We start from the raw sequence: 24,099 nt of genomic DNA on the forward strand, positions 1-24,099 counted from the left end.
CCAGAGCAAAAAGAGGTGAAAGGATCAAATTCAAAAGATCCTTCAGCTCCGTTCTGTCAGTCCAGGGAATAGTAAAAATGATCATCGCCCCAATAATTACCACAGCCAAGAGACCGATCAGGCTAAACGCAATCCAGCGTCTTGCACCATCTTCCTTTGGGCGCGGGTCATAGGGTGCAAGAGATGGCGCTTCAATCGCTACGCCGGTCTCGACTTAGTTTGAGAGATCCAACTCCTCAGGCTGAGAAGTTGGGGTTGTTTGTGCATCATTATTAGGTGTCAGCATACCGTTTTCTCATAAAATGACCACTTCTTGGGTCTGGTTGGACTTCTCATCTCTAAGAAGTATTTTTTTTCCGTTATCCATTTCGGTAACGAAAAATAATTCTGTTTTAAGTGCTCTCCTAATAGCGTCTGTTTTAGAGATACCTAATCTTTTCGCTAGCGCATTGATTTGATTTATTGCCTCCTCGGGAAGCTGGACTGTTAACTTTGTTTTAGAAGTCATGTGAACTCCGGTGTTTCCAATTTGGGTAGTGTGCTTTTCAATTAGCAAATTATTTAAGCTTTCTGAAGCTTTAATCGCTTTTACCTTATGTTTGATTTAAGTTTTTGAAATTTCTTTGGTTTTGCTTGCTGCGTTTCAGTTCTCCTTTTTGCGGCTTTTTGATGATTGATTTCAATTTTCTGCATCGGGTAAGAGGTCCTCTTTAGCCCAATGAGAGATAGTATTGTACGGCAAAAAGCCGTACGCAAGCTGTATTTTATGCTTGCCTTGGTCGGCTGATGAGCGGCAAGACACATGGGCCATAGCTACAGGATGGAAGAGTGAGTAGTGGTACGACTGCCGTTGGGCATAGGGGAAAACGCTGGGAGAACGAGGGGGCGGGTGCATTCGAATCCTTCCTTCACCGCCATATTAGAAACCACGAAGCCCCTGACTTGCCTGGAGAAAGTCAGGGGCTTCGTGGTTTCTGTCGCCTGAAAAAGGGTGCAGTCAGGTGCTGATGAGTGCCAGGAGGACCTGGTTGGGGTGGCGGTCAAGGCGGGGGTGGTCAGCGATAAGCGCGTAACGATCAGGCTTCGTCCTGTCTGCGACTGGATACAAAGAGGCCGCCACGCCAGCTGACTCAGCGCGCGAACATTCCCCACCAGAACACATGCCCAAGGATGGCAATCTGCTGCTCCTGGATCTGCTGGAAACTATAGTCCTCGTCCGGGTGCTCGTCACGGTTGAAGCTACGAAGCCGGATGCCGGTTGGCAGGCGGTACACCTGCTTCACGCGCAGTTGGCCATTGTGGTTGATTGCGTAGAGATCGCCGTCGACGATATCGCCGAATGAGTTCTTGCCAAGGTTAACGCCGACCGTTGCGCCGTTGCGCAGCACTGGGAGCATGCAGGGTTGAATAATGAGCAGGCGAGGGGCGCTGCCGGCAGAGTGTCAGCAGCGGATCGGGAATGAACGGAAATGGGTGACATCAAGGTCTGTCGTTATCAGCCGGTCCGGATTTACGTCGGTCTTTGCCAGAAGGGTTGCCGGTGTCTAGAAGCCTTCTCTCTATCAATACATTTTCAAGTGCCTGGCGGGATGTAGGGTCTAGCTGATCCGCTCGCTCTTTGAGCTCAAGCAGGATTGGGCTGGACCAAGTGCGATAGATCCGCTCGGCAATACGAATCGGGGTCATTGAGCTCTCCCTGACCAGGTGGCGGTTGATAAAACTGCACGGTTCCATACGGCGGAAATCCTAGTAGAGGAACCTCATCATCGCCAGCTATTGACCCAGCGATGACCTGCTCTCGCCAGCTCCATCGGCATCATTATCCAGGAGGGTTGTCGGTCTGAAACGAAGGGTTAAACGAATGTGCAGTGGTGTAAGAGGGTGGAGTGCATTAAATTCCGCCTCCTATTCGATGTTTCGATTTGGCTGGGAGAGATTCGACATGGATTTGCGTCGTTTGAGCAGTAGGTGGCTGCTGGGATTATCGCTGTTGCCGATGCTGTCGATGGCCGCGGGCAAGTGCGAGCGCCTTGTGGTGACCGGTAGTCCGGATGCACCGCCGTATCTGTGGCGCGACCCGCAAGACCCCAAACACTTGATCGGCGCCAATGCCGATCTGTTGCAACAGATCGCCGGTGAACTGGGGATCAAGGTCGAGTTGCTGTATGCGGGCAAGCGCTCGCAAGCCCTGGATGAAGTGCGTAGCGGGCGCATGGATATCCTCGCCGATGCCCCCTTGATGGTGAGTGAGCTGGAATCGCTGGACTACATTCATCCTCCACTGGTGGAAAACGACTACCTGGTCTGGACTCGCAAGGATTCGGTACTGGTCTACAACGAGGCGAAGGATCTGCATGGTCACTCCGGTGCCGTGTCGCAAAAGGCCCGTTTGACCCAACCGTTCGAAGCGTTCGCCGAGAAGCAATTGAGCCTTGTACGTCAGCCAAACCTGACCCAGGCCTTTCAGAAATTGCTCTTGGGCGAAGTGGAATATGTACTGGCCGGGCGCTACGCGGGGATGGCCATGGCCCAGACGCTGGGCATGGCCAATGACCTGGTGGCTCTTCCGCAACCGATCGATAAACCTGGCTTGTTCGTCGCGATTTCCCATAACTCCACCTGCAACGACCCATGGTTACGCGGACAGTTGGCCAAAAAGATGACAGAATTGCCCGCGTCCGGTCTGACGGAAGCCGTGCTGCAACGCAATCTCGAGCGTTGGAAGGCACAGTTACAGCAACCCGTCAGCACCCCAAAACAGTAGGGATTTTTAGTGACTATTCGACCTCTTTTCGCTGCCCTGGCCGTTCTGGCTCTGGTGGGTTGTGCAGCCGATCCGGCGCCGAATGAACAAATGCGTTTGACCGAACAAGCCCTGGAGCAAGCCAGGGCCGTGGGTGCAACGGCTGAAGACGTGCCGGAGCTGAAGCTCGCAGAAGCTAAATACACCCGGGCTCAGGGTGACATGGCTGACCAGTCGTTCAAGCATGCACGCATGCGGGCTGAACAGGCCGAGCTGGACGCCCGTCTGGCCGAGGCACGGGTCCTGACCCTGAAAAGCCAGGAGCAACTGAACATGCTCAATACCCGCATCACCCGTCTACGCAAGCAACTGGGGGATGCCCAATGAGCCTGAAGACTCGAGTACTCGGTGGATTGCTGGTGGCCGGTTGCGTGAGCCTGTACGGTTGCGCCGGTCAGCAAAGCGAGGCCGCTCTGGCACAAGCCAGCGCCGACTTCCAGAAGGTCAAGGAAGACTCCAACGTGCTGCGTATAGCACCCAAGGACGTGATCCGTGCAGGTGAGTCCCTGGCCCGTGCCGATCGTCTGACCAGTTACTGGGGTAGCGGCTCGGATGTAAAGCATTACGCCTACCTGAGCCAGCGCTACAGTGAAATCGCCCGCGAACGCAGCGAACTGGTACTGAATCAGGAGCGCGCGGCCAAGCTTGAGCTGGAGCGTCAGCGGCTGCAATTGGCCTTGCGTGAGGCCAAGTTGCTCAGCGTGCAGCAGCAGGGCAAATGGCTGGAAGAGCAGATCATCAGCCTGGCGACGACCCAGACCGATCGCGGTCTGGTCATGACCTTGGGGGATGTGTTGTTCGATACCGGTGAAGCGGACTTGAAAAGCTCGGCCAATCGCACCGTGCTGAAAATCGTCCAGTTCCTTCAGTTGAATCCCAAGCGTGTGGTGCGGATTGAAGGCTACACCGACAGCACCGGCGGCAAGCAGGACAATCTCAAATTGTCTCGCGATCGGGCTCAAGCGGTTGCCAATGTGCTGATGGACCTGGGTATCGAGGACAAGCGTATCCAGGTCGAAGGCTACGGCGATGAATATCCGGTCGAGGTCAACGCGTCCGAACGCGGACGCGCGCAGAACCGCCGGGTGGAAATTGTGTTCTCCGACGAAAAAGGCCAGCTCGGCGCCGCCCGCTAAGGGCAGCGTTACTGGAAAGCCCGGCCCTCCTGTAGGTGCCGGGCTTTTTTATGCCTGGTGGCGAGGGAGCTTGCTCCCGCTGGGGCGCGCAGCGGCCCCAAAACCAGCCATCGCAATTTTTCAGATCGAACGCATCAGCCGGTTTTACGACTGCTGCGCCCGAGCGCGGACCGGTCGGCGGGAGCAAGCTCCCTCGCCACAGGACTTGTGCCTGGCAGCTGCATCAGGGTGAAAAACCTGCCTGCCGAACGGCTCGTAAAGCAGTACAGATGTTGCTGACACTGCACTGTACTGTCGACTATTGTGGCAACTGTCCCCGTACACTTCTAAACTGTTCCGGTATTGTTTCACACAAGAATAAAATACCCGTGAAATCGAGTGCTGCGCCATGACCAATCTCTTGCTCTATCAACGTATCGCTCAGCAATTGGCTGAGGATATCCGTCGTGGTGTCTATCAACCGGGAGAACGCGTGCCCTCGGTGCGCAAGATGAGTTCGCAGCTCAATGTCAGCCATGCGACGGTGCTTCAGGCGTATGCCAATCTCGAAGACCAAGGGCTGATTCGTGCCCGGCCGCAGTCGGGCTATTACGTGCACCAGACGCCGGCCCTGACAGCGCCAACCCCGGATATCGCCCGGGTCGAGCGGCCAGGTCTGGTCACTCGCAGCAGCATCATTCAACAGGTATTGGTCGAGTCGCGGCGTGAAGGCGTGTTTCCGCTGGGAGCCGCAGTCCCGAGTGTCGATTATCTGCCGGTGCGCGCTCTGCATCAGCAATTGGCCAAGGTCACGCGCTTTCATAGTCCGCGGGCTTTCAGTTATATGTTCAGCCCCGGTTTCGAGCCGTTGCGCCGCCAAGTGGCGATCCGCATGCGTGATGCCGGTGTGGTGGTCGATCCGTCCGAGGTGGTGATCACCCACGGTTGTGTCGACGCCTTGCAGATGTCGTTGCGGGTGCTGACCCGGCCAGGCGACCTGATCGCCGCTGAGTCGCCGACCTATTACGGTCTGTTGCAACTGGCCGATCTGCTGGGCCTGAAAGTCATCGAGATCCCTAGCGACCCGGCCACCGGCATGAGCCTCGAAGCCCTGCAATTGGCGGCCAACCAGTGGTCGATCAAGGCGCTGGTTCTGACCACGCGCCTGAGCAATCCGTTGGGCGGCACCATGCCTGAAGAGCGGCAGAAGCAGTTGCTGCGTCTGGCTTCGGATTTCGATATCCAGATCGTCGAGGATGATATTTACGGCGAACTGATGTTCGAGCAGGGCCGTACCAAGGCATTGAAGGCCTACGACCGGCTGGATCGGGTGATCTACTGCTCGAGTTTTTCCAAGACCTTGTCACCCGGTGTGCGGATCGGCTGGATGATCGCCGGCAAGTACCAGCAGGAAATCCAGCGTTTGCAAACCTTCAGCACTCATTCCGCGTGCAGCGTCACGCAGATGGGGATCGCGGCTTATCTGGAAAACGGCGGTTATGATCGCCACCTGCGCTATATCCGTCAGGAGTACCGCAAGAACCTCAGTGCTTTTCAACTGGCGGTGCAGCAGTACTTCCCGGAAGGCACGCAGATGACCCGACCCACGGGCGGCTTCATACTTTGGGTCAGCCTGCCGGGACGGGTCAACACCCAGGAGTTGCATGTGCGTGCCTTGCAGCAGGGCATCAGTATTGCGCCGGGGTTGATTTTCAGTAACACCGAGCAGTTCAATCACTGTATTCGATTGAACTGCGGCATCCCGTGGAACCGCGAGGCCGAGCGTACGCTGATGACCTTGGGCATGCTGGCAAGTCAGCTTTGTCAGGAGGCGGCGGGCGGTTTTTGACCGGGGCGCAAGCCCCACCGGATGGTTGGCTAGTCGGCGCACTTGTCATGAACCGTCCAACAAGCGAGCATACGGCCCCCTGCCGTTAGTGGTGTCTATGAAAGCGACTTTTGCTGTTGGCTGGTTATTGATCTGCCTGTTGGGCTTCAATGGCGGGGCAGTGATGGCGGCTTCCAGCCCGGATAAACCGGCTGCGACTGCCTCCACGGAGAAACCGCAGAAGCCTGCGGCGGTAAAAAAAGCCACGCCCGTCAAAAAGGCGGTTACGGCGAAACAGCCCAAGCCTGCGAAAAAGCGCGCGCCCATCGCGTCCAAGTCAAAGTCGGCCAGTGAAGTGGTAAAGACCCCATTGCCCACGGTCAGGCTGGACCTGAGCCTGCCGCCGGAAATGGTCAGCCAGCTGCAGCCGCCAGGTACGCTTGTGCCGGCCAACAGTGTGCCTTTACTGCCGCCGCTGTTTGGCGAGAAACCCAAGGCAAGCAGCCCGTTCCAGCTTAACGGCCGCTTGCTCAGCAATGAACTGGGGTTGCCGCTGAGTAATGAACCGCGCCGGGATGTCGAGGGTGCGGCGCTTGAGTTCGAATTCAAGCAGTAAATACCAACACCGACTGTGACCCCCGACCTTGACGCTTTGTCGCAGACTGGTCAGTCACGGCTGTTTGAGCGAGAAAACCCCTGTCTGGCCAATTTCAAACGAATGTTTTAGCGGGTACTCTATCCCGCGTCATTGAACACTTTGCCCGTCGCGAGGAGTTTGTCGTCATGAAATGCCGTGAAGGCTGTGGCGCCTGTTGCATTGCCCCTTCCATCAGTACGCCGATTCCCGGTATGCCCAATGGCAAAGCCGCGGGGGAACGTTGCCTGCATCTTTCCGCCGAACACCTGTGCGCCATCTTCGGAATGTCCGAACGACCGGCGGTCTGTGGGGCTTTTCAGGCGGATGTCGAGGTGTGCGGCAGCAGCCGTGAAGAAGCCATCAAATTACTCGGATGGTGGGAGCAAATGACCGCGGCTTAATGAGTTTTCAACGGAACTTCAACAATAAGGAATAAGACATGGGTTCGCTGCATCGAATGGCTGTGCTCGGTGGTTTGACTGTTTTGCTGGCTGCAACGGCCCAGGCCGAGGAATGGAAAACCGCCAAGGACGCGGATGGGATCAAGATTTCCTTGAGCGAAGTCGCCGGCTCCGAATACAAGGCCTACCGCGGCGTGACAGTCATGAAAACCTCCATGGCCAAGTTGCGCAGCCTGCAGGAAGACGTGGTGGGCGCCTGTGTCTGGATCCATGAGTGCAAGTCGCAGAAGCTGCTCAAACACGAAGGCAATCAGGTCTGGACCTACACCCAGTTCAATACGCCTTGGCCTGTGACTGCCCGCGATTCGGTGTTGCACGTCACCACCGTCGAAGGCGCCGATGGCAGCCTGACCCGCAAACTGGAAGGCGCGCCGACCTACCTTCCTGAAGAAAAGGGTTTCGTGCGGGTCGCTCAACTCGAAGGCTTCTGGAAGCTCGTTCCCAAAGGTGCGGATCAGATCGAAGTGACCTACCAGGTTCACACCGACCCGGGTGGCAGCGTGCCGTCGTGGCTGGCCAACAAGTTTGTCGTCGATGCCCCGTTCAACACCTTGAAAGCATTGAAAGAGCGCGCTGAAAAACCCTGATGGTTTGAATCGGTTGTTTGTTGAAAGAAGCTCGCCTGCGGGCGCCTTTTTTATGCGAGGTCTACCGGGAACGATGTTCGGTGCTCAAGGTCGAGATGTTGTAAGCCCACCCATGGGCTTTATCGGGAGGCACTGATGAAAAAGTGGGACGTCACCTTCGTTGATGATCATGGTGTTCAAGCCGTGGAGCAATTTGACTGCGAGCAAGAACCCACCATGGAGCAGGCGGCGCACTTGATTCGTTCAAAGTTGTTGCCCGTCCCGGCTGAGCTGGATCTCAATGATCTGGAAGGCCGCACTGACGACCCTACGGTGAAAAGTCTGAAAGATCAGTGCAGCATTCAAATCCTCACCATCGCCCCGGCTTCTTGAGTCTCGCACTTTCCTTATCCAGACCCTCTGGCACAGGCGCTGGCTTCACGCTACTCTGCAATCGAGATCAGCGAATGAATCGCTAAGGTCTGGTCTTGTCAGCTACATGCTTGTTTCCCGGCGGCAATCTTATTGCCGTATCGCTTTCACCATTCGGTTGCGAGCGCAGGGGAGTACGGAAAGTCTATCCATCAGTTTGAGGAGGACGTTTCATGAGCACAGCCTATCAAGAAGACATCAGCAGCAGCGTGCTGCGCCGCATGAAAGAAGGCGGTTTTGACTTTTCCCGGTTCCATCCCATCGAGTTCTACGCCATTTTCCCGGACGAGGAGCGGGCCCGCAGGGCAGCAGGGCATTTTCGCGGTGAGTCATTGAATGCCCAGGTCAGCGTGCGTGATGACGGCGCCTGGCACCTGGAGTTGAGCAAGGTGATGTACGCCACTTACGGTGGCATCGGTGACTTCGAGCAGGACTTCGAGGCGGTGGTCGAGCCTCTGGGCGGGATTATCGAAGGGTGGGGCGTCAAACAGGAGGTACGAGGGTTACTCGCATAACAGCTATGAACAGCATCAACACTCAGCATCGGCTGACCTCAGGGTCGGCCGATTTCGTTTGTGGCTGTTGGATGTAGGAGGCGAGCTTGGTCGCGATATAGGCGGCCTGACAGCCGGCCTGTCTCTTGCAGATGTACACAGATTAAATGTGGGAGCTGGCTTGCCTGCGAAGGCGGCCTGACAGCCGACCTGTCTCTTGCAGATGTACACAGTCCTCGGCTTCGCCGAGGGGCGCTACGCGCCAGTCCCCTGATGAACACCTCCACTCGGCCTGCCGAAGGGGCGGGCAAATCAAAAGCACGGCGGCCTACCGGCCGGCCTGTTTGGTTGGTCGGGTGTACGCCGATCTATTGTAGGAGCTGAGCTTGGTCCGGGCGGCGTTCCGACGATGGCGATCTCAAGGGCGCCATCGCCGGCAAGCCGTGCTCCTACGATTTCCAGAGGTTCACCCGTAGCAGTGGAATCAACTCTGGCTATGCTGTTGATAGCCATTGCATTGCTTCGCAATGACGCGGGGGCGATCAAGTTGGGGCGTTTACTGCACGGCAATGGTGCGGTCTTTCTCAGGCGATTATCCAACCGATTGATATTAAAGCATTTATGCCGCTGGCACGGGCCTTGCGAAGCCTAGGTGTCCGGGTGACAAGGAGTACGGCATGATCCGCACCTATTTTGATGAAATGTACGATGCCGGTGGCCAGGTCCGCCCGCATTATCGGGAGTTCGCCCGTTGGCTGGCCGAAACGCCTGACGAGCTTTTGGCACAACGGCGACGCGAGGCCGATCTGCTATTTCATCGCGCCGGTATTACTTTCACGCTCTATGGTGATGAGCAAGGGACAGAGCGTCTGATTCCCTTCGACACCATTCCCCGCAGTATTCCCGCCAGTGAATGGCGGATTGTCGAACGTGGCTGCATCCAGCGGGTCAAGGCGTTGAACATGTTCCTCGCCGACCTCTATCACGAGCAGCGCATCATCAAGGCCGGCATCATTCCGGCCGAACAAGTGCTGGCCAACGAGCAGTACCAGTTGGCCATGCAAGGGCTGGATCTGCACCGCGATATCTACTCGCATATTTCCGGCGTCGATCTGGTGCGTGATGGCGACGGCACCTATTACGTGCTCGAAGACAATCTGCGCACGCCCAGCGGCGTCAGCTACATGCTCGAAGACCGCAAGATGATGATGCGGCTATTCCCGGAATTGTTCGCGGCGCAGCGCATCGCACCGATTGATCATTACCCCAACCTGTTGCTCGACACCCTGAAAAGCTCCAGCCCGCTGGATAACCCCAGTGTCGTGGTACTGACGCCCGGGCGCTTCAACAGTGCGTTCTTCGAACACGCGTTTCTGGCTCGGGAAATGGGCGTTGAATTGGTCGAGGGGGCCGATCTTTTTGTGCGCGATGATCGGGTGTTCATGCGCACCACCGACGGGCCGAAGGCGGTTGATGTGATCTACCGTCGTCTCGATGACGCCTTCCTCGACCCGCTGGCGTTCAATCCTGACTCGATGCTCGGCGTGCCTGGCCTGCTGTCGTCCTATCGCTGCGGCAATGTAGTGCTGGCGAATGCCATCGGCACCGGCGTGGCGGACGACAAGTCGGTCTATCCGTTTGTCACCGACATGATCCGTTTCTATCTGGACGAGGAGCCAATCCTCAAGAATGTGCCGACCTTTCAATGCCGCAAGCCTGAGGAATTGTCCCACGTGCTGGCGAACTTGCCCGAACTGGTCGTCAAGGAAACCCAGGGATCCGGCGGTTACGGAATGCTGGTGGGGCCGGCAGCGACGGCGGCGGAGATCGAATCGTTCCGCGCGCGGATCAAGGCCAAGCCTCACGCCTACATCGCCCAACCGACCTTGTGCCTGTCGACGTGTCCGACCTTTGTCGAAAACGGCATCGCCCCGCGCCACATCGACCTGCGCCCGTTTGTCTTGTCTGGCCGCGAAACCCGGGTCGTGCCCGGCGGCCTGACCCGTGTAGCCCTGCGCGAAGGATCCCTGGTGGTGAACTCGTCCCAGGGCGGCGGAACCAAGGACACCTGGGTGGTCGAGGATTGAAGGAAGCCTGCCATGTTAAGTAGAACTGCCTCGGATTTGTACTGGATGTCGCGTTACCTGGAGCGGGCGGAAAACCTCGCACGGATGCTCGACATCAGTTATTCGCTGTCGTTGATGCCGCAGGACGGTCGCGGTGACGGTTTGCATGAACTGGCGATGCCGCTGTTGATCACCGGCACCCTGGACGATTATCTGGAGCGCCACGGTGCGCTGCATGCCGAACGGCTGCTGCACTTTTTCGCCCTGGATGCGGCCAACCCGGCGAGCATCTACAGCTGTCTCGGCGCTGCGCGGGCCAGTGCCCACGCGGTGCGTGGGCGAATCACCGCCGACATGTGGGAAAACATCAACGCGACCTGGCTGGAGATTCGCGGAATCGCCGAGCAAGGTCTCAGTCGCTATGGCATGAGCCGTTTTTGCGAGTGGATCAAGGAGCGTTCCCACCTGTTCCGGGGTGCTTCCTACGGCACCATCATGCGTAACGATGCGTTTCGTTTTATCCGTCTCGGTACCTTTATCGAGCGCGCCGACAACACTTTGCGTCTGCTGGATGCGCGTTACGAAATGGCTGGCGATCAGGCTGAAGCCGTCAGCGATGGCACGGCTCACGCCTACTACCAGTGGAGCGCCTTGTTGCGCGCGTTGTCTTCGTTCGAGGCCTATACCGAGATCTACCGCGATGCACCCGGAGCGCGACACGTGGCCGAACTGTTGCTGCTGCGCGCCGATGTCCCGCGATCCCTGCGGGCCTGCACGGAAGAGATCGACCAGATCCTCGCCAGCCTGCCGGGCGCCAACGGGCGACCGGCACAACGCCTGGCGGCCGAAATGGACGCGCGTCTGCGTTATACCGGCATCAATGAAATCCTCGAGGAAGGCCTGCACGCCTGGCTGACCGAATTCATCCCGCTGGTGCGCCAGCTGGGCAACGCCATTCACAGTTCCTACCTGGAGGCTGCATGAGACTTTCCATTAGCCACGAGACCACCTATCGCTACGAAGATCAGGTGCGGGCGAGCATCCAGTATTTACGCCTGACACCCCACGACAGCGAGCGCCAGCACGTGCTCAGCTGGCAGCTCGACCTGCCGCGGCCGGTGCGCGCTCAATTGGACCCGTTCGGCAATATCCTGCATGTGCTGACCATGGACGAACCCCATGAAGCGATCATCATCGGCGCCCGTGGGCAAGTGGACATCGATGAAAAACGCGAAGCTGAACATGAGAGCCAGTCGGCGCTGCCATTCTTGCGTTTCACCCGTTTGACCGAGGCAGATGAAGCCTTGCGGGCGTTCGCGGCCAGGCAATGTCTCAAGCGCCGTGATCGCACCGGGTTGATCGATTTGATGCACGGCCTTAACCAGCACATGACCTACACGCCGGGCTCCACCGAAGTCGAAACCAGTGCCGCCGAGGCCTTTGCCGGACGTGCCGGGGTCTGCCAGGACCATACCCATGCATTCCTCGCCTGTGCGCGCAGCCTGGGCATTCCTGCGCGTTATGTGTCGGGCTATCTGTACAGCGAGAACAGTGAACACCTGGCCAGTCATGCCTGGGCCGAAGCCTGGCTCGACGATGCCTGGTACAGCTTTGACGTGACCAATCAACTGGCCAGGCCCGAGCGCCATTTGAAACTGGCGGTCGGCCTCGACTACCTGGACGCCTGCCCGGTACGCGGCATGCGCCGTGGCGGTGGTTGCGAGCAGATGCACGCCAAAGTCTTCGTCTCACCGACGCCGGCTATTGTGGTGCAGCAGCAGTAATCGGGGGATACCGCATCGCGAGCAAATCCTGCAGACCACTTACCTCTGTGGCGAGGGAGCTTGCTCCCGCTCGGCTGCGAAGCAGTCGTAAAACCTGCGATCGCGTTATGCCTGATAGAACTCATCAACCAATTGCGACCGCTTCGCGATCGAGCGGGAGCAAGCTCCCTCGCCACAGGGGCGCGCGTCAGACTACTGCTCCGGTAATGTCTGCTTACGCCCCGCCATATGCTTCAAATACCCCACCAACAAGTCCAGCTCCGCATCCGGTAACAGGGCTGCGGAGAAGCCGGGCATTTTTGCCTGTGGCCACTGGCGCAGGCTTTGCGGGTCGCGGATATAACGCTTGAGGAAGTCGGCACCGAAATATTCGGTAGGGTTGAAGGGGATATTCAGATCAGGACCAACCTGCGCATCACCCGCGCCGTTCAGGCGGTGGCAGGCCAGGCAGTTCTTCTGGAACACCGCGAACCCCTGATTCACCGGATCATTCGCTGCCAGCTTGGGGTCAGGGCGCAGGGCCGGGAAACGCTCGGCAACGGCCGCCAGTTTTTTGATGCTGGCAACCTGGAAGGGCCATTGTTCAGGGCTGATCCGCCCGGCTTGCGGGTTGCTCCAGACCAGATAGAACGGCCCGGCACTCGGCTTGCCCGCGGCCAATGGCGGCCATGGCTTGCGCGGATCTTCCACCGCCAGCCAGGCTTGAGCGCCGTTGTGATTCAGTAGCGGGGCCGCGGCCAGTTCGGCGGCAAAACCGTCAAGGGCCACCGCCTGCAGATGATCATCAGCGTCGATGCCTGTCAGCAATGCAGACAGCGGCACTGCGCGATAACTCATGTTTCTTTTGTAGGAAACATCATCAGGAATGTAGATCGTCCGGGCTTGAGGGTGCTTGAGCAATTCCTCGGTTTGCCAGGTTCGACTACCAGCACCAAGGTCCAGGACCAGCTGTGCGGCATACAAGGGCGTGCTGAGCAGCAAGGCCCCAAGCAAAATGAAAGGTTTCAAATGATCGCCGTCATGTTGATCAGTAGTTCGTCACCCCTCAGGCTGACGTGGTCGAACACGGCGTTACTCGGCTCCCTGCTCTTGCTGGAAGGTTGGCACACAAGCGCCGGCCCCGGTAGCGAACCAGGGCACAAATTTAAGATGGCACTGTAGAAAAGCCACGCCTTCAGCCGATCACTTTGGTGAGGTTCGGCAAAATCAGGAGCAGCGTAGTGGCGAATACAATGAGCCCGGCCTGACGTACTTTTGATTGTTTGAACATGGCTGACTGCCTTTTTTGTTATTTGTTGAGCGTCAAATGCTTGCCTGCATATCCATGATGACAAGCGCTGTACTTCCTTTCTGACGAGGGCCTCGGCAAAACCCGACGACAACCTCGTACAGGTTTACCTTAGGGGTGGCGTAGCGCTTGCTTTAGATCCATTTCATATCAACCACTATCTAAATGCTTTAAAAAAGGCATGAGGCCTATCGCCATCTTCTTGGCCGGCCTTCGGCTAGACAGTTCCGTTGCTTAATCCGCATTATCAATTAGCTCACTACCGTTCGTCTGAGCGTGACCGTCAAGGCCGGTGAGCGCTTCGGTCATTGAATCCGTCGCTGCTGCGCCTAAGGTGGAGTTCTGCAATTACCAGCGGTCCGAGGACGTCATGACTGAAGCGTTTATTTTCGATGCGTTACGCACGCCCCGTGGCAAAGGCAAGGCCGCTGGCGCCCTGCACAGCGTCAAGCCAGTGAACCTGGTGGCCGGGCTGCTCACCGCTCTGCAACAGCGCACAGCGCTCGATACCAGTCAGGTGGATGACATTGTTCTGGGCTGTGTGACGCCGGTCGGCGATCAAGGCGCCGATATTGCCAGGACCGCCGCGGTTGTTGCCGATTGGGATGTCAGCGTGGCCGGTCTGCAAATCAATCGTTTCTGCGCTTCAGGGCTGGAAGCGGTCAACCTCGGCGCGATGAAAGTCCGCTCCGGGTTCGAGGATCTGGTGGTGGTGGGCGGCGTCGAATCCATGTCCCGAGTGGCCATGGGCGGCGACGGCGGGGCCTGGGCGCATGATCCGCAAACCAACCTGCACAGCCATTTCGTGCCTCAGGGCATCGGTGCGGACCTGATCGCCACGCTGGAAGGCTTCAGCCGCCAGGATGTCGATGTTTTTGCGCTGCACTCCCAGCAAAAGGCCGTGTGGGCGAGGGCAGACGGATCCTTCAACAAGTCGCTGGTGCCCGTGCGGGACCAAAACGGCATCGTCCTGCTCGATCACGATGAGTTCATTCGCGCCGGCTCCACGCTGGAAGGCCTGGGCAGTCTCAAACCGAGTTTCGAGATGATCGGGCAGATGGGCTTCGATGCTACGGCGTTGCGGGTCTACAGCCATGTGGAGCGCATCGACCATGTCCACACCGCCGGCAACAGCTCGGGGATCGTCGATGGCGCCGCGTTGATGCTGATCGGTGCTGAATCCAAAGGCCGCGAGCTGGGTTTGCAGCCGCGGGCGCGGATCGTCGCCACGGCAGTCACCAGTACCGACCCGACCATCATGCTCACCGGTCCCGCCCCGGCCACCCGCAAAGCACTGGCCAGGGCCGGGTTGCGGGTCGAAGACATCGACCTGTTCGAAGTCAACGAAGCCTTTGCTTCGGTGGTGTTGAAGTTCATCAAGGACATGGCCATCGACCCGGACAAAGTCAACGTCAATGGCGGCTCCATCGCCATGGGCCACCCTTTGGGGGCCACCGGTTGCGCGATCCTCGGCACCTTGCTCGATGAACTGGAAGTGCGTCGCCTGCGCTACGGCCTGGCGACCCTCTGTGTCGGCGGCGGCATGGGTATTGCCACCATCATCGAACGCCTCTGAGCCCTGACTTCAAGGAAACACTTTCATGACTGATGCCATCCGTTACGAAAAAGCTCAGGACCAGATCGTCGTTCTGACCATCGACATGCCGGGCCAAACGGCCAATACCATGAACGCGGTCTACCGCGACGCCATGGCCGCCAGCGTTGCCCGGCTGGTTGCCGATAAAGAGTCGATTGCCGGGGTGATCATTACCTCGGCAAAGAAAACCTTCTTTGCCGGCGGCGACCTCAATGAACTGATCAAAGTCGGTAAACCCCAGGCCGAAGCTTTCTACCACATGGTGCTGTCGCTCAAGGGCCAGCTCCGGGCGTTGGAGACCCTCGGTAAACCGGTGGTTGCCGCCATCAACGGCGCGGCGCTGGGTGGCGGTTGGGAAATTTGCCTGGCCTGCCATCACCGGGTTGCGCTGGATAACCCATCGGTGCAGATCGGTTTGCCGGAAGTGACCCTCGGCCTGCTGCCGGGCGGTGGCGGGGTGGTGCGCATGGTCCGCATGCTGGGGCTGGAGAAAGCCTTGCCATATCTGCTCGAAGGCAAAAAGATCTCGCCGCGACAAGCGCTGAAAGCTCATTTGATCGACGAGCTGGCGGTTGACCGTGATGAACTGTTGGCCAAGGCCCGGGCGTGGATCATCGCTAACCCGGCGGTCAAACAGCGTTGGGATATGAGCGGATACCAGATTCCCGGCGGCACACCGTCTCATCCCAAGGTGGCGCAGATGCTGGCTATCGCGCCGTCGATCCTGCGCAGCAAAACCAATGGTTGCCTGCCGGCGCCGGAGAAAATCCTCTGCGCGGCGGTTGAAGGGGCCCAGGTCGATTTCGACACCGCGCAGCTGATCGAAACCCGCTATTTCACTGAGTTGACCACCGGCCAGGTGGCAAAAAACATGATCGGCACCTTTTGGTTTCAGCTCAACGAGATCAATGCCGGCAGTTCCCGACCACAAGGCTTCGCACCCTATGTGACACGCAAAGTCGGGGTGCTCGGTGCCGGCATGATGGGCGCCGGGATTGCCTGCGTCAGCGCTGTGGCCGGAATCGAGGTGGTGCTCAAGGACATCAACCTCACCGCAGCGCAAAAGGGTAAGGCGCACACGGCGGCGATACTCGACAAGAAAGTCGCCCGTGGGCAACTGACGGTCGAGGAGCGAGACATCACTCTGGCGCGAATCAGAACCACCGAGCAGGACGCTGATCTGGTCGGTTGCGACCTGATCATCGAGGCGGTGTTCGAAGATCGTGAACTCAAGGCCAAGGTCACCTGCGCTGCGCAATGTGTGGTCGGTGCGGATGCGGTGATCGCGTCCAACACGTCGACCTTGCCCATCAGCGGCCTCGCCACCGCAGTGCCGCAGCAGGAAAAATTCATCGGCCTGCACTTCTTCAGCCCGGTGGAAAAAATGCCGCTGGTGGAAATCATCAGAGGTGCAAACACCAGCGATGAAACCCTGGCGCGCGGTTTTGATTTCGTACTGCAAATCAAGAAAATCCCGATTGTGGTCAACGACAGTCGGGGGTTCTTCACTTCGCGGGTGTTCGGCACGTTCACCAACGAAGGTATCGCCATGCTGGGCGAGGGCATTTGCGCACCGATGATCGAAACCGAGGCACGCAAGGCGGGAATGCCGATTGGCCCGCTGGCGATTTCCGACGAGGTTTCTCTGAGCCTGATGAGCCATATCCGCAAACAAACCGCCAAAGACCTGCAAGCTGAAGGGAAATCTCTGACACTGCATCCGGCCTTTGCGGTGATCGATCTGCTGCTCAATGAATACAAACGCCCGGGCAAGGCTGCGGGTGGGGGCTTCTACGACTATCCGGCCGGTGGGCAAAAACACCTGTGGCCGGAGTTGAAAAAATGCTTCGAAAAAGCCGACGGGCAGATATCGGCGCAAGACATACGTGATCGCTTGCTGTTCGTGCAGGCCATCGAAACCGTGCGCTGTGTGGAGGAGGGCGTGCTGCACTCGACAGCCGACGCGAACATCGGTTCGATCTTCGGCATTGGCTTTGCGGCCTGGACCGGCGGCGCGCTGCAATTCATCAACCAATACGGCTTGAAGGACTTCATCGCTCGCGCTCAATACCTGGCCGAGCAATATGGCGAACGTTTCGCGCCACCGGCATTGCTGTTGGAGAAAGCGGCTCAAGGGAAGCTGTTCTGATCGAGGGTTTCTGACCGCGTTCCGGGCTTGCCTTGCAGCGGTATTTCAAGGCAGGCTCTGGGTGCGCACTATCGCCTTTATCGTGTCAGGTATTTTTTTATGTCGTTACGCATCTGCATTCTGGAAACCGACATCCTGCGTCCAGAACTGGTCGATCAATATCAGGGTTACGGGCAGATGTTCCAGCGTCTGTTCTCACAGCAACCGATTGCGGCCGAGTTCACCGTCTACAACGTGATGCAAGGCGAATACCCCAGCGATGAGCTGAGTTTTGATGCTTATCTGGTCACCGGCAGCAAAGCCGATTCCTTCGGTACCGATCCGTGGATTCAAACCCTCAAGACTTACCTGCTGGCACGCTATGAGCGTGGCGACAAGCTGCTTGGCATCTGCTTTGGTCATCAACTGTTGGCGTTGCTGCTGGGTGGCAAGAGCGAGCGCGCGACCCAGGGGTGGGGAGTCGGCACCCACAGCTATAAATTGGCCGCCAAAGCGCCGTGGATGAACCCGGTGGTCGAAGAGCTGACCTTGTTGATCAGCCATCAGGACCAGGTCACCGCGTTGCCGGAAAACGCCACGGTAATTGCCTCCAGCGATTTTTGCCCGTTCGCTGCCTATCACATCAACGATCAAGTGCTGTGCTTCCAGGGTCACCCGGAGTTCATTCACGACTATTCGCGCGCGTTGCTGGAGATTCGCCAGCAGCACCTGGGTGAGCAGATCTACCAGAAAGGTGTGGCCAGCCTGGTTCATGAACATCATGGCGCCACCGTGGCGGAATGGATGATGCGATTCGTTGCGCACAAGCCGCAGGCTGAATCGGCCTAAACCCTAAAAGCATCGCGAGCAAGCTCGCTCCCACACTGGATCTTCTTTTGGCGCATATAGCATGCACACCAAAAATCTAATGTGGGAGCGAGCTTGCTCGCGATGGGGTCAACCGGGTTGACCTGCAAAAACACAGTCCGAAACCTACAACCACCCCGACCGCTTGAAGCTCATCCACAACCCCACACAACCCACCGTAATAAACCCCACTACCGCGAAATAGGCGTATTGCCAGGTTAGCTCAGGCATGTTCTCGAAGTTCATCCCGTATATCCCGGCCACCGCCGTCGGGAATGCCAGAATCGCCGCCCAGGCCGCGAACTTGCGTTGCACCACACTTTGCCGCGAAGCCTCCAGTAGCACACCGATTTCGATGGTCTGGCTGGCGATATCCCGCAGCGTGGCAAGGTCTTCCATTTGCCGTGTGACATGAATCTGTACGTCACGAAAATACGGTCGCATGTTCTTGTCGATAAACGGGAAGCTCAGTTTCTGCAGCTCCTCGCTGATCTCCACCATCGGCGCCGCGTACCGGCGCAAGCGCAGCAGATCGCGACGTAAACCGTGGATACGCTGGATATCACCTTCCTTCAATGAGCTGCACAGCACATTGCGTTCCAGCTCATCGATCTCGGCATGAATCGCCTCGCTGACCGGCTGATAGTTTTCGATGACGAAATCGAGCAGGGCATAGAGCACAAAGTCTTCGCCATGACCGAGCAACAGAGGTCGGGCCTCGCATCGCTGGCGCACATGGGCGTAGGACGCCGAATGACCATTGCGGGCGGTGATGATGTAACCCTTGCCGGCAAAAATATGAGTTTCGATGAACTCAAGCTTGCCTTCTTGACGTACCGGCGAGTAGATCACGATAAACAGCGCGTCACCGAAGGTTTCCAGTTTCGGCCGGCTGTGTTTATCCAGGGCGTCCTCGATGGCCAGTTCGTGCAGGTTGAACTGTCTTTGCAGGTTGGCCAGCTCTTGGGCGTTGGGCTCTTCCAGGCCGATCCAGACGAAATGGCCAGGTTTTTCGGCCCAGGTGATGCCTTCATCGAGGGTGATATCGGTGATTCTCTTTCCGGCACTGTAAACCGCAGCAGCAACGACTCTACCCATAATTCTTGTTCGCTTCTTCTTGGAAAATGGCAGTGGCAGGCTAGGTCCCACTTTAGCCTGCTCTACCTGCTCAGAGTCAGCAAAATTGTCGTAGTTTCATCTTGCATGAAGAGGTTTTTTTGTGGGCGTCGTTCAGATCTTGCGACAGTGCTCAGACCGTGACGTGCAAGCGCACATCGACGTTGCCACGGGTGGCGTTGGAGTATGGGCAGACCTGATGCGCTGCCTCCACCAGAGACTGTGCGTCGGCCTGTTCCAGGCCGGGCAGGCTGATGTGCAGATCGATATCCAGACCGAACCCCCCCGGGATCTGGCCGATGCCGACGTGGGCGGTGATCGAGGCATCGTTGGGGATTTTGCGTTTGGTTTGGCTGGCGACGAATTTCAGTGCACCGATGAAGCAGGCGGAGTAACCGGCAGCGAACAGCTGCTCAGGGTTGGTCGCTGCACCACCCGCACCGCCGAGCTCTTTCGGCGTGGAGAGTTTGACGTCGAGGATGTTGTCGCTGGAAACAGCGCGGCCATCACGGCCACCGGTAGCGGTTGCAACAGCGGTGTAGAGAGTTTGCATGGTGTGAGCCTCTTTCTGCTTGAATATTTGCGCTAAATGTTTGCGCGCTAAGTAAGTGCGAAATAAATGTAGCTCGCAAATATTTAGTGCGCAATATAAATTTGCGCAAAGGTCGCTCAAAGATCAGAAATTGAGGGAGGAAAATCAGTGCAATGCTTGGTTTAAAGCGCTTGAGTAGCGCTCATGAATTTTTCATCGTGCTGGATTTTTTGGTTGACCGCTGAACCTGTGGCGAGGGAGCTTGCTCCCGCTCGGCTGCGAAGCAGTCGTAAATGCCTCAATGCGATTACCTGATAAAACGATGTAGCCGATTTTAGGGCCGCTTCGCCCGAGCGCGGACCGGACCGCGGGAGCAAGCTCCCTCGCCACAGATTGCTTACAGGCTCTCTTGCAAATGACTGCGCAAAGCCAGCAAGTCAGCCTGCAGCTTGCGTATCTGATCCAGGGTCTGGCCACTGGCGCCGAGGATGCATTGCGGAATGTCCCGGGCCTTGTCCCGCAGGGCTCGGCCTTGCGTGGTCAATTCAACGATTACCACGCGCTCGTCTTCACGACTGCGGGTGCGACTCAGCAAGCCTTCGGTTTCGAGGCGTTTGAGCAGAGGCGTCAGTGATCCGGGGTCTGTCAGCAGGCGGGTGCTGATCTCGCCTACGGTCAATCCGTCACGTTCCCACAACACCATCATCGCCAGGTACTGCGGGTAGGTCAGGCCTAACGCCTGCAGCAGCGGCTTGTAGACCTTGGTCATCAACAGCGATGTGGAGTGCAGGGCGAAACACAACTGATTGTCGAGCAGCAGCTGGTCGCAGCCATCTGGGGTAGAGCTATCCGGGGTAGAGCTAACGCTAGTCATTTTGGGGCCTTTGATCATTACTCAGCCTGAATCTAGCGGGCGAATCTTTAATGCGCTAGATAATTTTCGGTTTAGCGCCAGCCAGATCGCTTTGAAGTGCCAGAACAGACTGCGTAGCATGCAGAGCCAGACGTGAGGGGATGGCTTGTGATTGAGTTAGGGATGTATCTGGCATTTGGCGCAGTCTTGGGGACGGTGGGTGGCTTGTTCGGCATCGGCGGCGGCTTGATCGCGATTCCGGTGCTGGGCGTGCTGTTCGGTATGGACCAGCAGCTTGCTCAAGGCACGGCGTTGGTCATGGTGGTGCCGAACGTGATGCTGGCGTTGTGGCGCTATCACCAGCGCAATCGCATTGAACTGCGCCATGCGTTGCCGCTGGCCTTGATGGGGTTTTGCTTTGCCTGGCTGGGGTCGATCTGGGCAGTGGGGATCGATCCGCGAGTGATGCGGATTGGCTTCGTCGCGTTCCTGATTGCCTTGTCGGTCTACAACCTGGCGCGGATGTTCATGGCCAGCGCGCCGGTCTCGAAGCAGATGCGCTACCCGTGGCCATGGCTGGGTGTATTGGGCGCTGCGTCCGGGACCATGGGTGGTTTATTCGGAGTCGGCGGGGCGGTGGTCGCCACGCCGGTGCTGACCAGCCTGTTCGGCACCAGTCAGGTGGTCGCCCAAGGCTTGTCCCTGGCCTTGGCCCTGCCGAGTACCGGCGTCACCTTGGTGACCTACGCGTTCCATCACCAGGTGAACTGGATGGTTGGTTTGCCCTTGGCAGCCGGCGGGCTGCTGAGCATCAGTTGGGGGGTGAAAGTCGCCCACGCCATGCCGGAGCGGCTGTTACGCGGGCTGTTTTGCGGTTTCCTGGTGTTCTGTGCGGTGATGCTCGCGTTTAAAGTTTGAAGCCTTCGACGATGTGCTCGGCCAGGCATTCGGTAATGGGTGACGGTGTGTTCAGGTTGCGCAGCAGCATGATGCTGGCTTCGGGTAATAGTGGCAGGCCTTCGGCGTCACCGAGGATGCGCATGTCCTGCGTAATCAGGCTCTCCAGTTGCGCGGTCACCGCCAGGCCGGCGCTGACGATTGCCATGAGCGCCGAGAGGCTGGAACTGTTGTAGGCGATGCGATAGTCGCGCCCGGCAGCATCCAGGGCGTTGCAGGCCCAGAGCCGGCAGAAGCAATCACTGTTGAACATCGCCAGGGGCATCGGCGTCTGCTCGTGGGCGCTGAAGCATTGCGCCTCGGCCCAGACAAAACGCTCCTTGCGCAGCAACTGGCCAATCTCGCTGCCAGGCTCGCGGGTGACGATGGTCAGGTCCAGGTCCTGGCGCAGCAACAGTTGCCTGGACGACTCGCAATGCACTTCGATCTGGATCAGCGGATAGGCTTGAGCGAAACGCGACAGAATCCCTGGCAAAAAGCGCATCACGTAGTCATCCGGCGTACCGATGCGCACAGTGCCGACCATGTGCGGTTCGCGCAGGGTATTGAACACTTCACTGTGCAGTTTCAGGATGCGCCGGGCGTAGCCAAGCAGCACCTGGCCCTCGGCGGTCAGCTTTACCTGGCGTCCATCACGCTGAAACAGCTGGCGTTGCAGCACGTCTTCTTCAAGGCGCTTCATCTGCATGCTCACCGCCGATTGGGTGCGATTGACCAATTCTCCGGCGCGGGTAAAGCCGCCTTGGTCGGCGATCGCGACGAAGGTGCGCAGGACTTCAGTGTCGATGCTCGGGTAGCTGGCCAATTGATCAATCTCTGAGATGTATTGCATAAGAAACATTCGTTGGATTGATCTTAGCTCCCGCGCGAGACTCTAGCCATCCCCACTGGAGGGCAAGATGATGAAAGGTCAAAAAGGTTATGTACTGGTCGAAAAATTTTCATTCCGTGGTTTCTCGCTGCGGCATTTGATGGAGAAGATCGTCCGCTGGCATCAACTCAATCATGAGCGTGCGCAGCTGGCGAGCATGAGCGACGAGGCTTTGAAAGATATCGGGCTGAGTCGGGCGGATGTCGAACAGGAGTTCGAACGGCACTTCTGGCAAGATCCCATGGCTAAGGGCAAGTAAGGCCAATAGTCTGTTGAAACCTTTGGTCACTACCCCAGGGCGCCGGGCGAAAGCCCGAGCCATGGGGATTTGTGCCGATCTGGTAATAGACGGGACGCCCCGTCGAGACCATGACCGGGTAGCATTGGCGTTTTGTACACCTGCCGCTAAGGTGGGCGAGAGTCACCATCAAGAGCCGTTGAATGCCTACTCTTCTTTGCTTTTCCTTGAAGCAGGCTCGGCGTCTGGCGCTGGCCGCCCAAGGCTTCTCGGAGCGCCAGCCGCCAGCGGCGGTCAAGCCGGCTCAGCTCAACCGGCTGATCGAACGTCTGGGCATCTTGCAGATCGATTCGGTCAACGCTCTGGTGCGTTCGCACTACCTTCCGCTGTTCTCTCGCCTTGGTAACTATTCATCCGATTTGCTTGATCAAGCGGCCTGGAGTCAGGGCCGACGGCGGACGTTATTCGAATATTGGGGGCATGAGGCGTCGTTACTGCCGCTATCGATGTATCCCTTGATGCGCTGGCGGATGCAGCGGGCGACGCAAGGGCAGGGAATTTATCAACAAATGGCCCGTTTCGGGCAGGAGCAGCAGGAGACGATTCGTCGAGTATTGGCCTTGGTCGAGGAGCGGGGTGCGCTCGGCGCCGGCAGTTTGTCGACCCGAGAAGAGCGGGCGGGCCCATGGTGGGACTGGAGCGCCGAGAAGCACGCACTGGAGTGGTTGTTCGCCGCCGGTGAAGTGACGGTCTCGGGACGGCGTGGTTTCGAGCGTCTTTATGATTTACCGGAGCGGATCATACCCGCAAGGATTCTTCAGCAACCGCTACTCAGCGAAGCCGAGGCCCAGCGGGGGTTGCTGGTGCATGCCGCGAACGCACTGGGTGTCGGTACGGACAAGGACCTGCGTGATTATTTCCGGCTTTCGCCTGTCGATAGCCGCGTGCGCCTGGCCGAGTTGGTCGAGGCGGGCGAGTTGATGGTGTGTGAGGTGCAGGATTGGCGGCAACCGGCCTATTGCCTGCCAGAGCCGAAAGTCCCGCGCAAAGTCGAGGCCAGCGCATTGCTCTCGCCGTTCGATTCGCTGATCTGGGAGCGCAGCCGTACTGAACGTTTGTTTGATTTTCGCTATCGGCTGGAGATCTACACGCCTCAAGTCAAACGGGTCTACGGCTATTACGTGTTGCCGTTTCTTCACAACGAGCGGATCGCCGCCCGGGTTGATTTGCGGGCCGAGCGGGCTCAGGGTCGGCTGGCAGTGCATGCCGTGCATGAGGAGGAGCCGGGACTGGATGAGCAGGGGATGCTGGCGCTAGCCAGAAATCTGCGGCAGATGGCTGATTGGTTGGGGTTGGCGCAGATTCAGCTCAATTGCCCAAGGGCCAGTGCGGTGCGGTTGCGGGTGGCGTTGGCGCAGATTTGCGTTGACTGATCAGACCCCTTCGCGGGCAAGCCCGCTCCCACA

General features: G+C 58.1%; 25 protein-coding genes and 1 pseudogene. 18 read left to right on the forward strand and 8 right to left on the reverse strand.

Annotated elements, in window-relative coordinates; translation table 11 throughout:
- Positions 1-295: 295 nt before the first annotated feature.
- From AC3I0A_RS08490 to AC3I0A_RS08500, 3 genes and pseudogenes are all read right to left on the reverse strand, one after another.
- Complete coding sequence (locus AC3I0A_RS08490) at positions 296-508, reverse strand: ribbon-helix-helix domain-containing protein (RefSeq protein ID WP_489377236.1); 213 nt, start codon at positions 506-508, stop codon at positions 296-298.
- A gap of 622 nt (positions 509-1,130) precedes the next feature.
- Positions 1,131-1,397: pseudogene (locus tag AC3I0A_RS08495) on the reverse strand (S24 family peptidase); the annotation flags it as partial.
- An 82-nt stretch (positions 1,398-1,479) separates the two neighbouring features.
- On the reverse strand, positions 1,480-1,686 hold the full coding sequence (locus AC3I0A_RS08500) for a hypothetical protein (protein ID WP_489377237.1): 207 nt from the start codon (positions 1,684-1,686) through the stop codon (positions 1,480-1,482).
- A gap of 256 nt (positions 1,687-1,942) precedes the next feature.
- Here AC3I0A_RS08500 and AC3I0A_RS08505 point away from each other — a divergent pair, with 256 nt between their 5' ends.
- The 12 genes from AC3I0A_RS08505 (at position 1,943) to AC3I0A_RS08560 (ending at position 12,186) form a co-directional block, all read left to right on the forward strand.
- Complete coding sequence (locus AC3I0A_RS08505) at positions 1,943-2,764, forward strand: substrate-binding periplasmic protein (RefSeq protein ID WP_489377239.1); 822 nt, start codon at positions 1,943-1,945, stop codon at positions 2,762-2,764.
- A gap of 9 nt (positions 2,765-2,773) precedes the next feature.
- Positions 2,774-3,130 (forward strand): DUF4398 domain-containing protein, encoded by a 357-nt coding sequence (locus tag AC3I0A_RS08510; protein ID WP_489377240.1) that lies wholly within the window; start codon positions 2,774-2,776, stop codon positions 3,128-3,130.
- Positions 3,127-3,939 (forward strand): OmpA family protein, encoded by an 813-nt coding sequence (locus AC3I0A_RS08515; protein ID WP_489377241.1) that lies wholly within the window; start codon positions 3,127-3,129, stop codon positions 3,937-3,939. The genes AC3I0A_RS08510 and AC3I0A_RS08515 overlap by 4 nt, the downstream gene beginning before the upstream one ends.
- Positions 3,940-4,327: 388 nt before the next feature.
- On the forward strand, positions 4,328-5,767 hold the full coding sequence (locus tag AC3I0A_RS08520; protein ID WP_489377243.1) for an aminotransferase-like domain-containing protein: 1,440 nt from the start codon (positions 4,328-4,330) through the stop codon (positions 5,765-5,767).
- A gap of 97 nt (positions 5,768-5,864) precedes the next feature.
- The gene (locus tag AC3I0A_RS08525; RefSeq protein ID WP_489377244.1) at positions 5,865-6,362 is read left to right on the forward strand and encodes a translation initiation factor 2; all 498 of its coding nucleotides are present in this window, start codon (positions 5,865-5,867) and stop codon (positions 6,360-6,362) included.
- A gap of 167 nt (positions 6,363-6,529) precedes the next feature.
- Positions 6,530-6,784 carry a YkgJ family cysteine cluster protein gene (locus tag AC3I0A_RS08530; protein ID WP_489377245.1) on the forward strand — a complete coding sequence of 85 codons (255 nt, stop codon included), beginning with the start codon at positions 6,530-6,532 and terminating at the stop codon, positions 6,782-6,784.
- Between the two features lie 38 nt (positions 6,785-6,822).
- Positions 6,823-7,431: an START domain-containing protein gene (locus AC3I0A_RS08535; RefSeq protein ID WP_489377246.1), complete on the forward strand. Its 609-nt coding sequence runs from the start codon at positions 6,823-6,825 to the stop codon at positions 7,429-7,431.
- Positions 7,432-7,566: 135 nt separating this feature from the next.
- Positions 7,567-7,803, forward strand: coding sequence for a hypothetical protein (locus tag AC3I0A_RS08540; RefSeq protein ID WP_489377247.1), 237 nt, complete (start codon positions 7,567-7,569; stop codon positions 7,801-7,803).
- A 212-nt stretch (positions 7,804-8,015) separates the two neighbouring features.
- Positions 8,016-8,357, forward strand: a complete 342-nt coding sequence (locus AC3I0A_RS08545; protein WP_019689386.1) for a ribonuclease E inhibitor RraB — start codon at positions 8,016-8,018, stop codon at positions 8,355-8,357.
- A 656-nt stretch (positions 8,358-9,013) separates the two neighbouring features.
- The gene (locus AC3I0A_RS08550) at positions 9,014-10,423 is read left to right on the forward strand and encodes a circularly permuted type 2 ATP-grasp protein (RefSeq protein ID WP_489377248.1); all 1,410 of its coding nucleotides are present in this window, start codon (positions 9,014-9,016) and stop codon (positions 10,421-10,423) included.
- Between the two features lie 12 nt (positions 10,424-10,435).
- The gene (locus AC3I0A_RS08555) at positions 10,436-11,386 is read left to right on the forward strand and encodes an alpha-E domain-containing protein (RefSeq protein WP_489072140.1); all 951 of its coding nucleotides are present in this window, start codon (positions 10,436-10,438) and stop codon (positions 11,384-11,386) included.
- On the forward strand, positions 11,383-12,186 hold the full coding sequence (locus AC3I0A_RS08560) for a transglutaminase family protein (protein ID WP_489377250.1): 804 nt from the start codon (positions 11,383-11,385) through the stop codon (positions 12,184-12,186). Before AC3I0A_RS08555 ends, AC3I0A_RS08560 begins: the two co-directional genes overlap by 4 nt.
- A 192-nt stretch (positions 12,187-12,378) precedes the next feature.
- Here AC3I0A_RS08560 and AC3I0A_RS08565 read toward each other — a convergent pair whose 3' ends face one another.
- Positions 12,379-13,194 carry a c-type cytochrome gene (locus AC3I0A_RS08565; RefSeq protein ID WP_489377251.1) on the reverse strand — a complete coding sequence of 272 codons (816 nt, stop codon included), beginning with the start codon at positions 13,192-13,194 and terminating at the stop codon, positions 12,379-12,381.
- A gap of 650 nt (positions 13,195-13,844) precedes the next feature.
- Between AC3I0A_RS08565 and AC3I0A_RS08570 the strand changes: the two genes are divergently transcribed.
- From AC3I0A_RS08570 to AC3I0A_RS08580, 3 genes are all read left to right on the forward strand, one after another.
- On the forward strand, positions 13,845-15,050 hold the full coding sequence (locus AC3I0A_RS08570; protein ID WP_489377252.1) for an acetyl-CoA C-acetyltransferase: 1,206 nt from the start codon (positions 13,845-13,847) through the stop codon (positions 15,048-15,050).
- A gap of 25 nt (positions 15,051-15,075) precedes the next feature.
- The gene (locus AC3I0A_RS08575) at positions 15,076-17,220 is read left to right on the forward strand and encodes a 3-hydroxyacyl-CoA dehydrogenase NAD-binding domain-containing protein (protein WP_489377254.1); all 2,145 of its coding nucleotides are present in this window, start codon (positions 15,076-15,078) and stop codon (positions 17,218-17,220) included.
- A 99-nt stretch (positions 17,221-17,319) separates the two neighbouring features.
- Positions 17,320-18,048: an amidotransferase gene (locus AC3I0A_RS08580; RefSeq protein WP_489377255.1), complete on the forward strand. Its 729-nt coding sequence runs from the start codon at positions 17,320-17,322 to the stop codon at positions 18,046-18,048.
- A 144-nt stretch (positions 18,049-18,192) separates the two neighbouring features.
- Here AC3I0A_RS08580 and AC3I0A_RS08585 read toward each other — a convergent pair whose 3' ends face one another.
- The 3 genes from AC3I0A_RS08585 to AC3I0A_RS08595 form a co-directional block, all read right to left on the reverse strand.
- Positions 18,193-19,164, reverse strand: coding sequence for a magnesium and cobalt transport protein CorA (locus AC3I0A_RS08585; protein ID WP_489377256.1), 972 nt, complete (start codon positions 19,162-19,164; stop codon positions 18,193-18,195).
- Between the two features lie 151 nt (positions 19,165-19,315).
- On the reverse strand, positions 19,316-19,735 hold the full coding sequence (locus tag AC3I0A_RS08590) for an organic hydroperoxide resistance protein (RefSeq protein WP_489377257.1): 420 nt from the start codon (positions 19,733-19,735) through the stop codon (positions 19,316-19,318).
- Positions 19,736-20,111: 376 nt separating this feature from the next.
- Entirely contained in the window at positions 20,112-20,588 is a 477-nt protein-coding gene (locus AC3I0A_RS08595; protein ID WP_489377258.1) for a MarR family winged helix-turn-helix transcriptional regulator, read from the reverse strand.
- Between the two features lie 147 nt (positions 20,589-20,735).
- Here AC3I0A_RS08595 and AC3I0A_RS08600 point away from each other — a divergent pair, with 147 nt between their 5' ends.
- Positions 20,736-21,485, forward strand: coding sequence for a sulfite exporter TauE/SafE family protein (locus AC3I0A_RS08600; protein WP_489377259.1), 750 nt, complete (start codon positions 20,736-20,738; stop codon positions 21,483-21,485).
- Here AC3I0A_RS08600 and AC3I0A_RS08605 read toward each other — a convergent pair.
- On the reverse strand, positions 21,475-22,365 hold the full coding sequence (locus AC3I0A_RS08605; RefSeq protein WP_489377260.1) for a LysR substrate-binding domain-containing protein: 891 nt from the start codon (positions 22,363-22,365) through the stop codon (positions 21,475-21,477). The two genes, AC3I0A_RS08600 and AC3I0A_RS08605, sit on opposite strands and share 11 nt — an antisense overlap.
- Positions 22,366-22,426: 61 nt before the next feature.
- Here AC3I0A_RS08605 and AC3I0A_RS08610 point away from each other — a divergent pair, with 61 nt between their 5' ends.
- Together AC3I0A_RS08610 and AC3I0A_RS08615 are read left to right on the forward strand one after the other, a co-directional pair.
- Positions 22,427-22,654 carry a DUF1127 domain-containing protein gene (locus AC3I0A_RS08610; RefSeq protein WP_489378455.1) on the forward strand — a complete coding sequence of 76 codons (228 nt, stop codon included), beginning with the start codon at positions 22,427-22,429 and terminating at the stop codon, positions 22,652-22,654.
- Positions 22,655-22,836: 182 nt separating this feature from the next.
- Entirely contained in the window at positions 22,837-24,066 is a 1,230-nt protein-coding gene (locus tag AC3I0A_RS08615) for a winged helix-turn-helix domain-containing protein (protein WP_489377261.1), read from the forward strand.
- The last annotated feature ends 33 nt before the right edge of the window (positions 24,067-24,099 follow it).

The sequence above is a fragment of the Pseudomonas sp. KH_024_B2 genome, assembly GCF_057839965.1.

What these genes read in the sequence shown, in the direction of transcription:
- AC3I0A_RS08605 (WP_489377260.1), bottom strand. Translation starts at nt 22,365, where the DNA reads ATGTTTCTTATGCAATACATCTCAGAGATTGATCAATTGGCCAGCTAC.
- AC3I0A_RS08530 (WP_489377245.1), top strand. Translation starts at nt 6,530, where the DNA reads ATGAAATGCCGTGAAGGCTGTGGCGCCTGTTGCATTGCCCCTTCCATC.
- AC3I0A_RS08560 (WP_489377250.1), top strand. Translation starts at nt 11,383, where the DNA reads ATGAGACTTTCCATTAGCCACGAGACCACCTATCGCTACGAAGATCAG.
- AC3I0A_RS08520 (WP_489377243.1), top strand. Translation starts at nt 4,328, where the DNA reads ATGACCAATCTCTTGCTCTATCAACGTATCGCTCAGCAATTGGCTGAG.
- AC3I0A_RS08615 (WP_489377261.1), top strand. Translation starts at nt 22,837, where the DNA reads ATGCCTACTCTTCTTTGCTTTTCCTTGAAGCAGGCTCGGCGTCTGGCG.
- AC3I0A_RS08505 (WP_489377239.1), top strand. Translation starts at nt 1,943, where the DNA reads ATGGATTTGCGTCGTTTGAGCAGTAGGTGGCTGCTGGGATTATCGCTG.
- AC3I0A_RS08555 (WP_489072140.1), top strand. Translation starts at nt 10,436, where the DNA reads ATGTTAAGTAGAACTGCCTCGGATTTGTACTGGATGTCGCGTTACCTG.
- AC3I0A_RS08490 (WP_489377236.1), bottom strand. Translation starts at nt 508, where the DNA reads ATGACTTCTAAAACAAAGTTAACAGTCCAGCTTCCCGAGGAGGCAATA.
- AC3I0A_RS08545 (WP_019689386.1), top strand. Translation starts at nt 8,016, where the DNA reads ATGAGCACAGCCTATCAAGAAGACATCAGCAGCAGCGTGCTGCGCCGC.
- AC3I0A_RS08570 (WP_489377252.1), top strand. Translation starts at nt 13,845, where the DNA reads ATGACTGAAGCGTTTATTTTCGATGCGTTACGCACGCCCCGTGGCAAA.
- AC3I0A_RS08550 (WP_489377248.1), top strand. Translation starts at nt 9,014, where the DNA reads ATGATCCGCACCTATTTTGATGAAATGTACGATGCCGGTGGCCAGGTC.
- AC3I0A_RS08585 (WP_489377256.1), bottom strand. Translation starts at nt 19,164, where the DNA reads ATGGGTAGAGTCGTTGCTGCTGCGGTTTACAGTGCCGGAAAGAGAATC.
- AC3I0A_RS08590 (WP_489377257.1), bottom strand. Translation starts at nt 19,735, where the DNA reads ATGCAAACTCTCTACACCGCTGTTGCAACCGCTACCGGTGGCCGTGAT.
- AC3I0A_RS08610 (WP_489378455.1), top strand. Translation starts at nt 22,427, where the DNA reads ATGAAAGGTCAAAAAGGTTATGTACTGGTCGAAAAATTTTCATTCCGT.
- AC3I0A_RS08595 (WP_489377258.1), bottom strand. Translation starts at nt 20,588, where the DNA reads ATGACTAGCGTTAGCTCTACCCCGGATAGCTCTACCCCAGATGGCTGC.
- AC3I0A_RS08525 (WP_489377244.1), top strand. Translation starts at nt 5,865, where the DNA reads ATGAAAGCGACTTTTGCTGTTGGCTGGTTATTGATCTGCCTGTTGGGC.
- AC3I0A_RS08535 (WP_489377246.1), top strand. Translation starts at nt 6,823, where the DNA reads ATGGGTTCGCTGCATCGAATGGCTGTGCTCGGTGGTTTGACTGTTTTG.
- AC3I0A_RS08540 (WP_489377247.1), top strand. Translation starts at nt 7,567, where the DNA reads ATGAAAAAGTGGGACGTCACCTTCGTTGATGATCATGGTGTTCAAGCC.
- AC3I0A_RS08580 (WP_489377255.1), top strand. Translation starts at nt 17,320, where the DNA reads ATGTCGTTACGCATCTGCATTCTGGAAACCGACATCCTGCGTCCAGAA.
- AC3I0A_RS08515 (WP_489377241.1), top strand. Translation starts at nt 3,127, where the DNA reads ATGAGCCTGAAGACTCGAGTACTCGGTGGATTGCTGGTGGCCGGTTGC.
- AC3I0A_RS08500 (WP_489377237.1), bottom strand. Translation starts at nt 1,686, where the DNA reads ATGACCCCGATTCGTATTGCCGAGCGGATCTATCGCACTTGGTCCAGC.
- AC3I0A_RS08575 (WP_489377254.1), top strand. Translation starts at nt 15,076, where the DNA reads ATGACTGATGCCATCCGTTACGAAAAAGCTCAGGACCAGATCGTCGTT.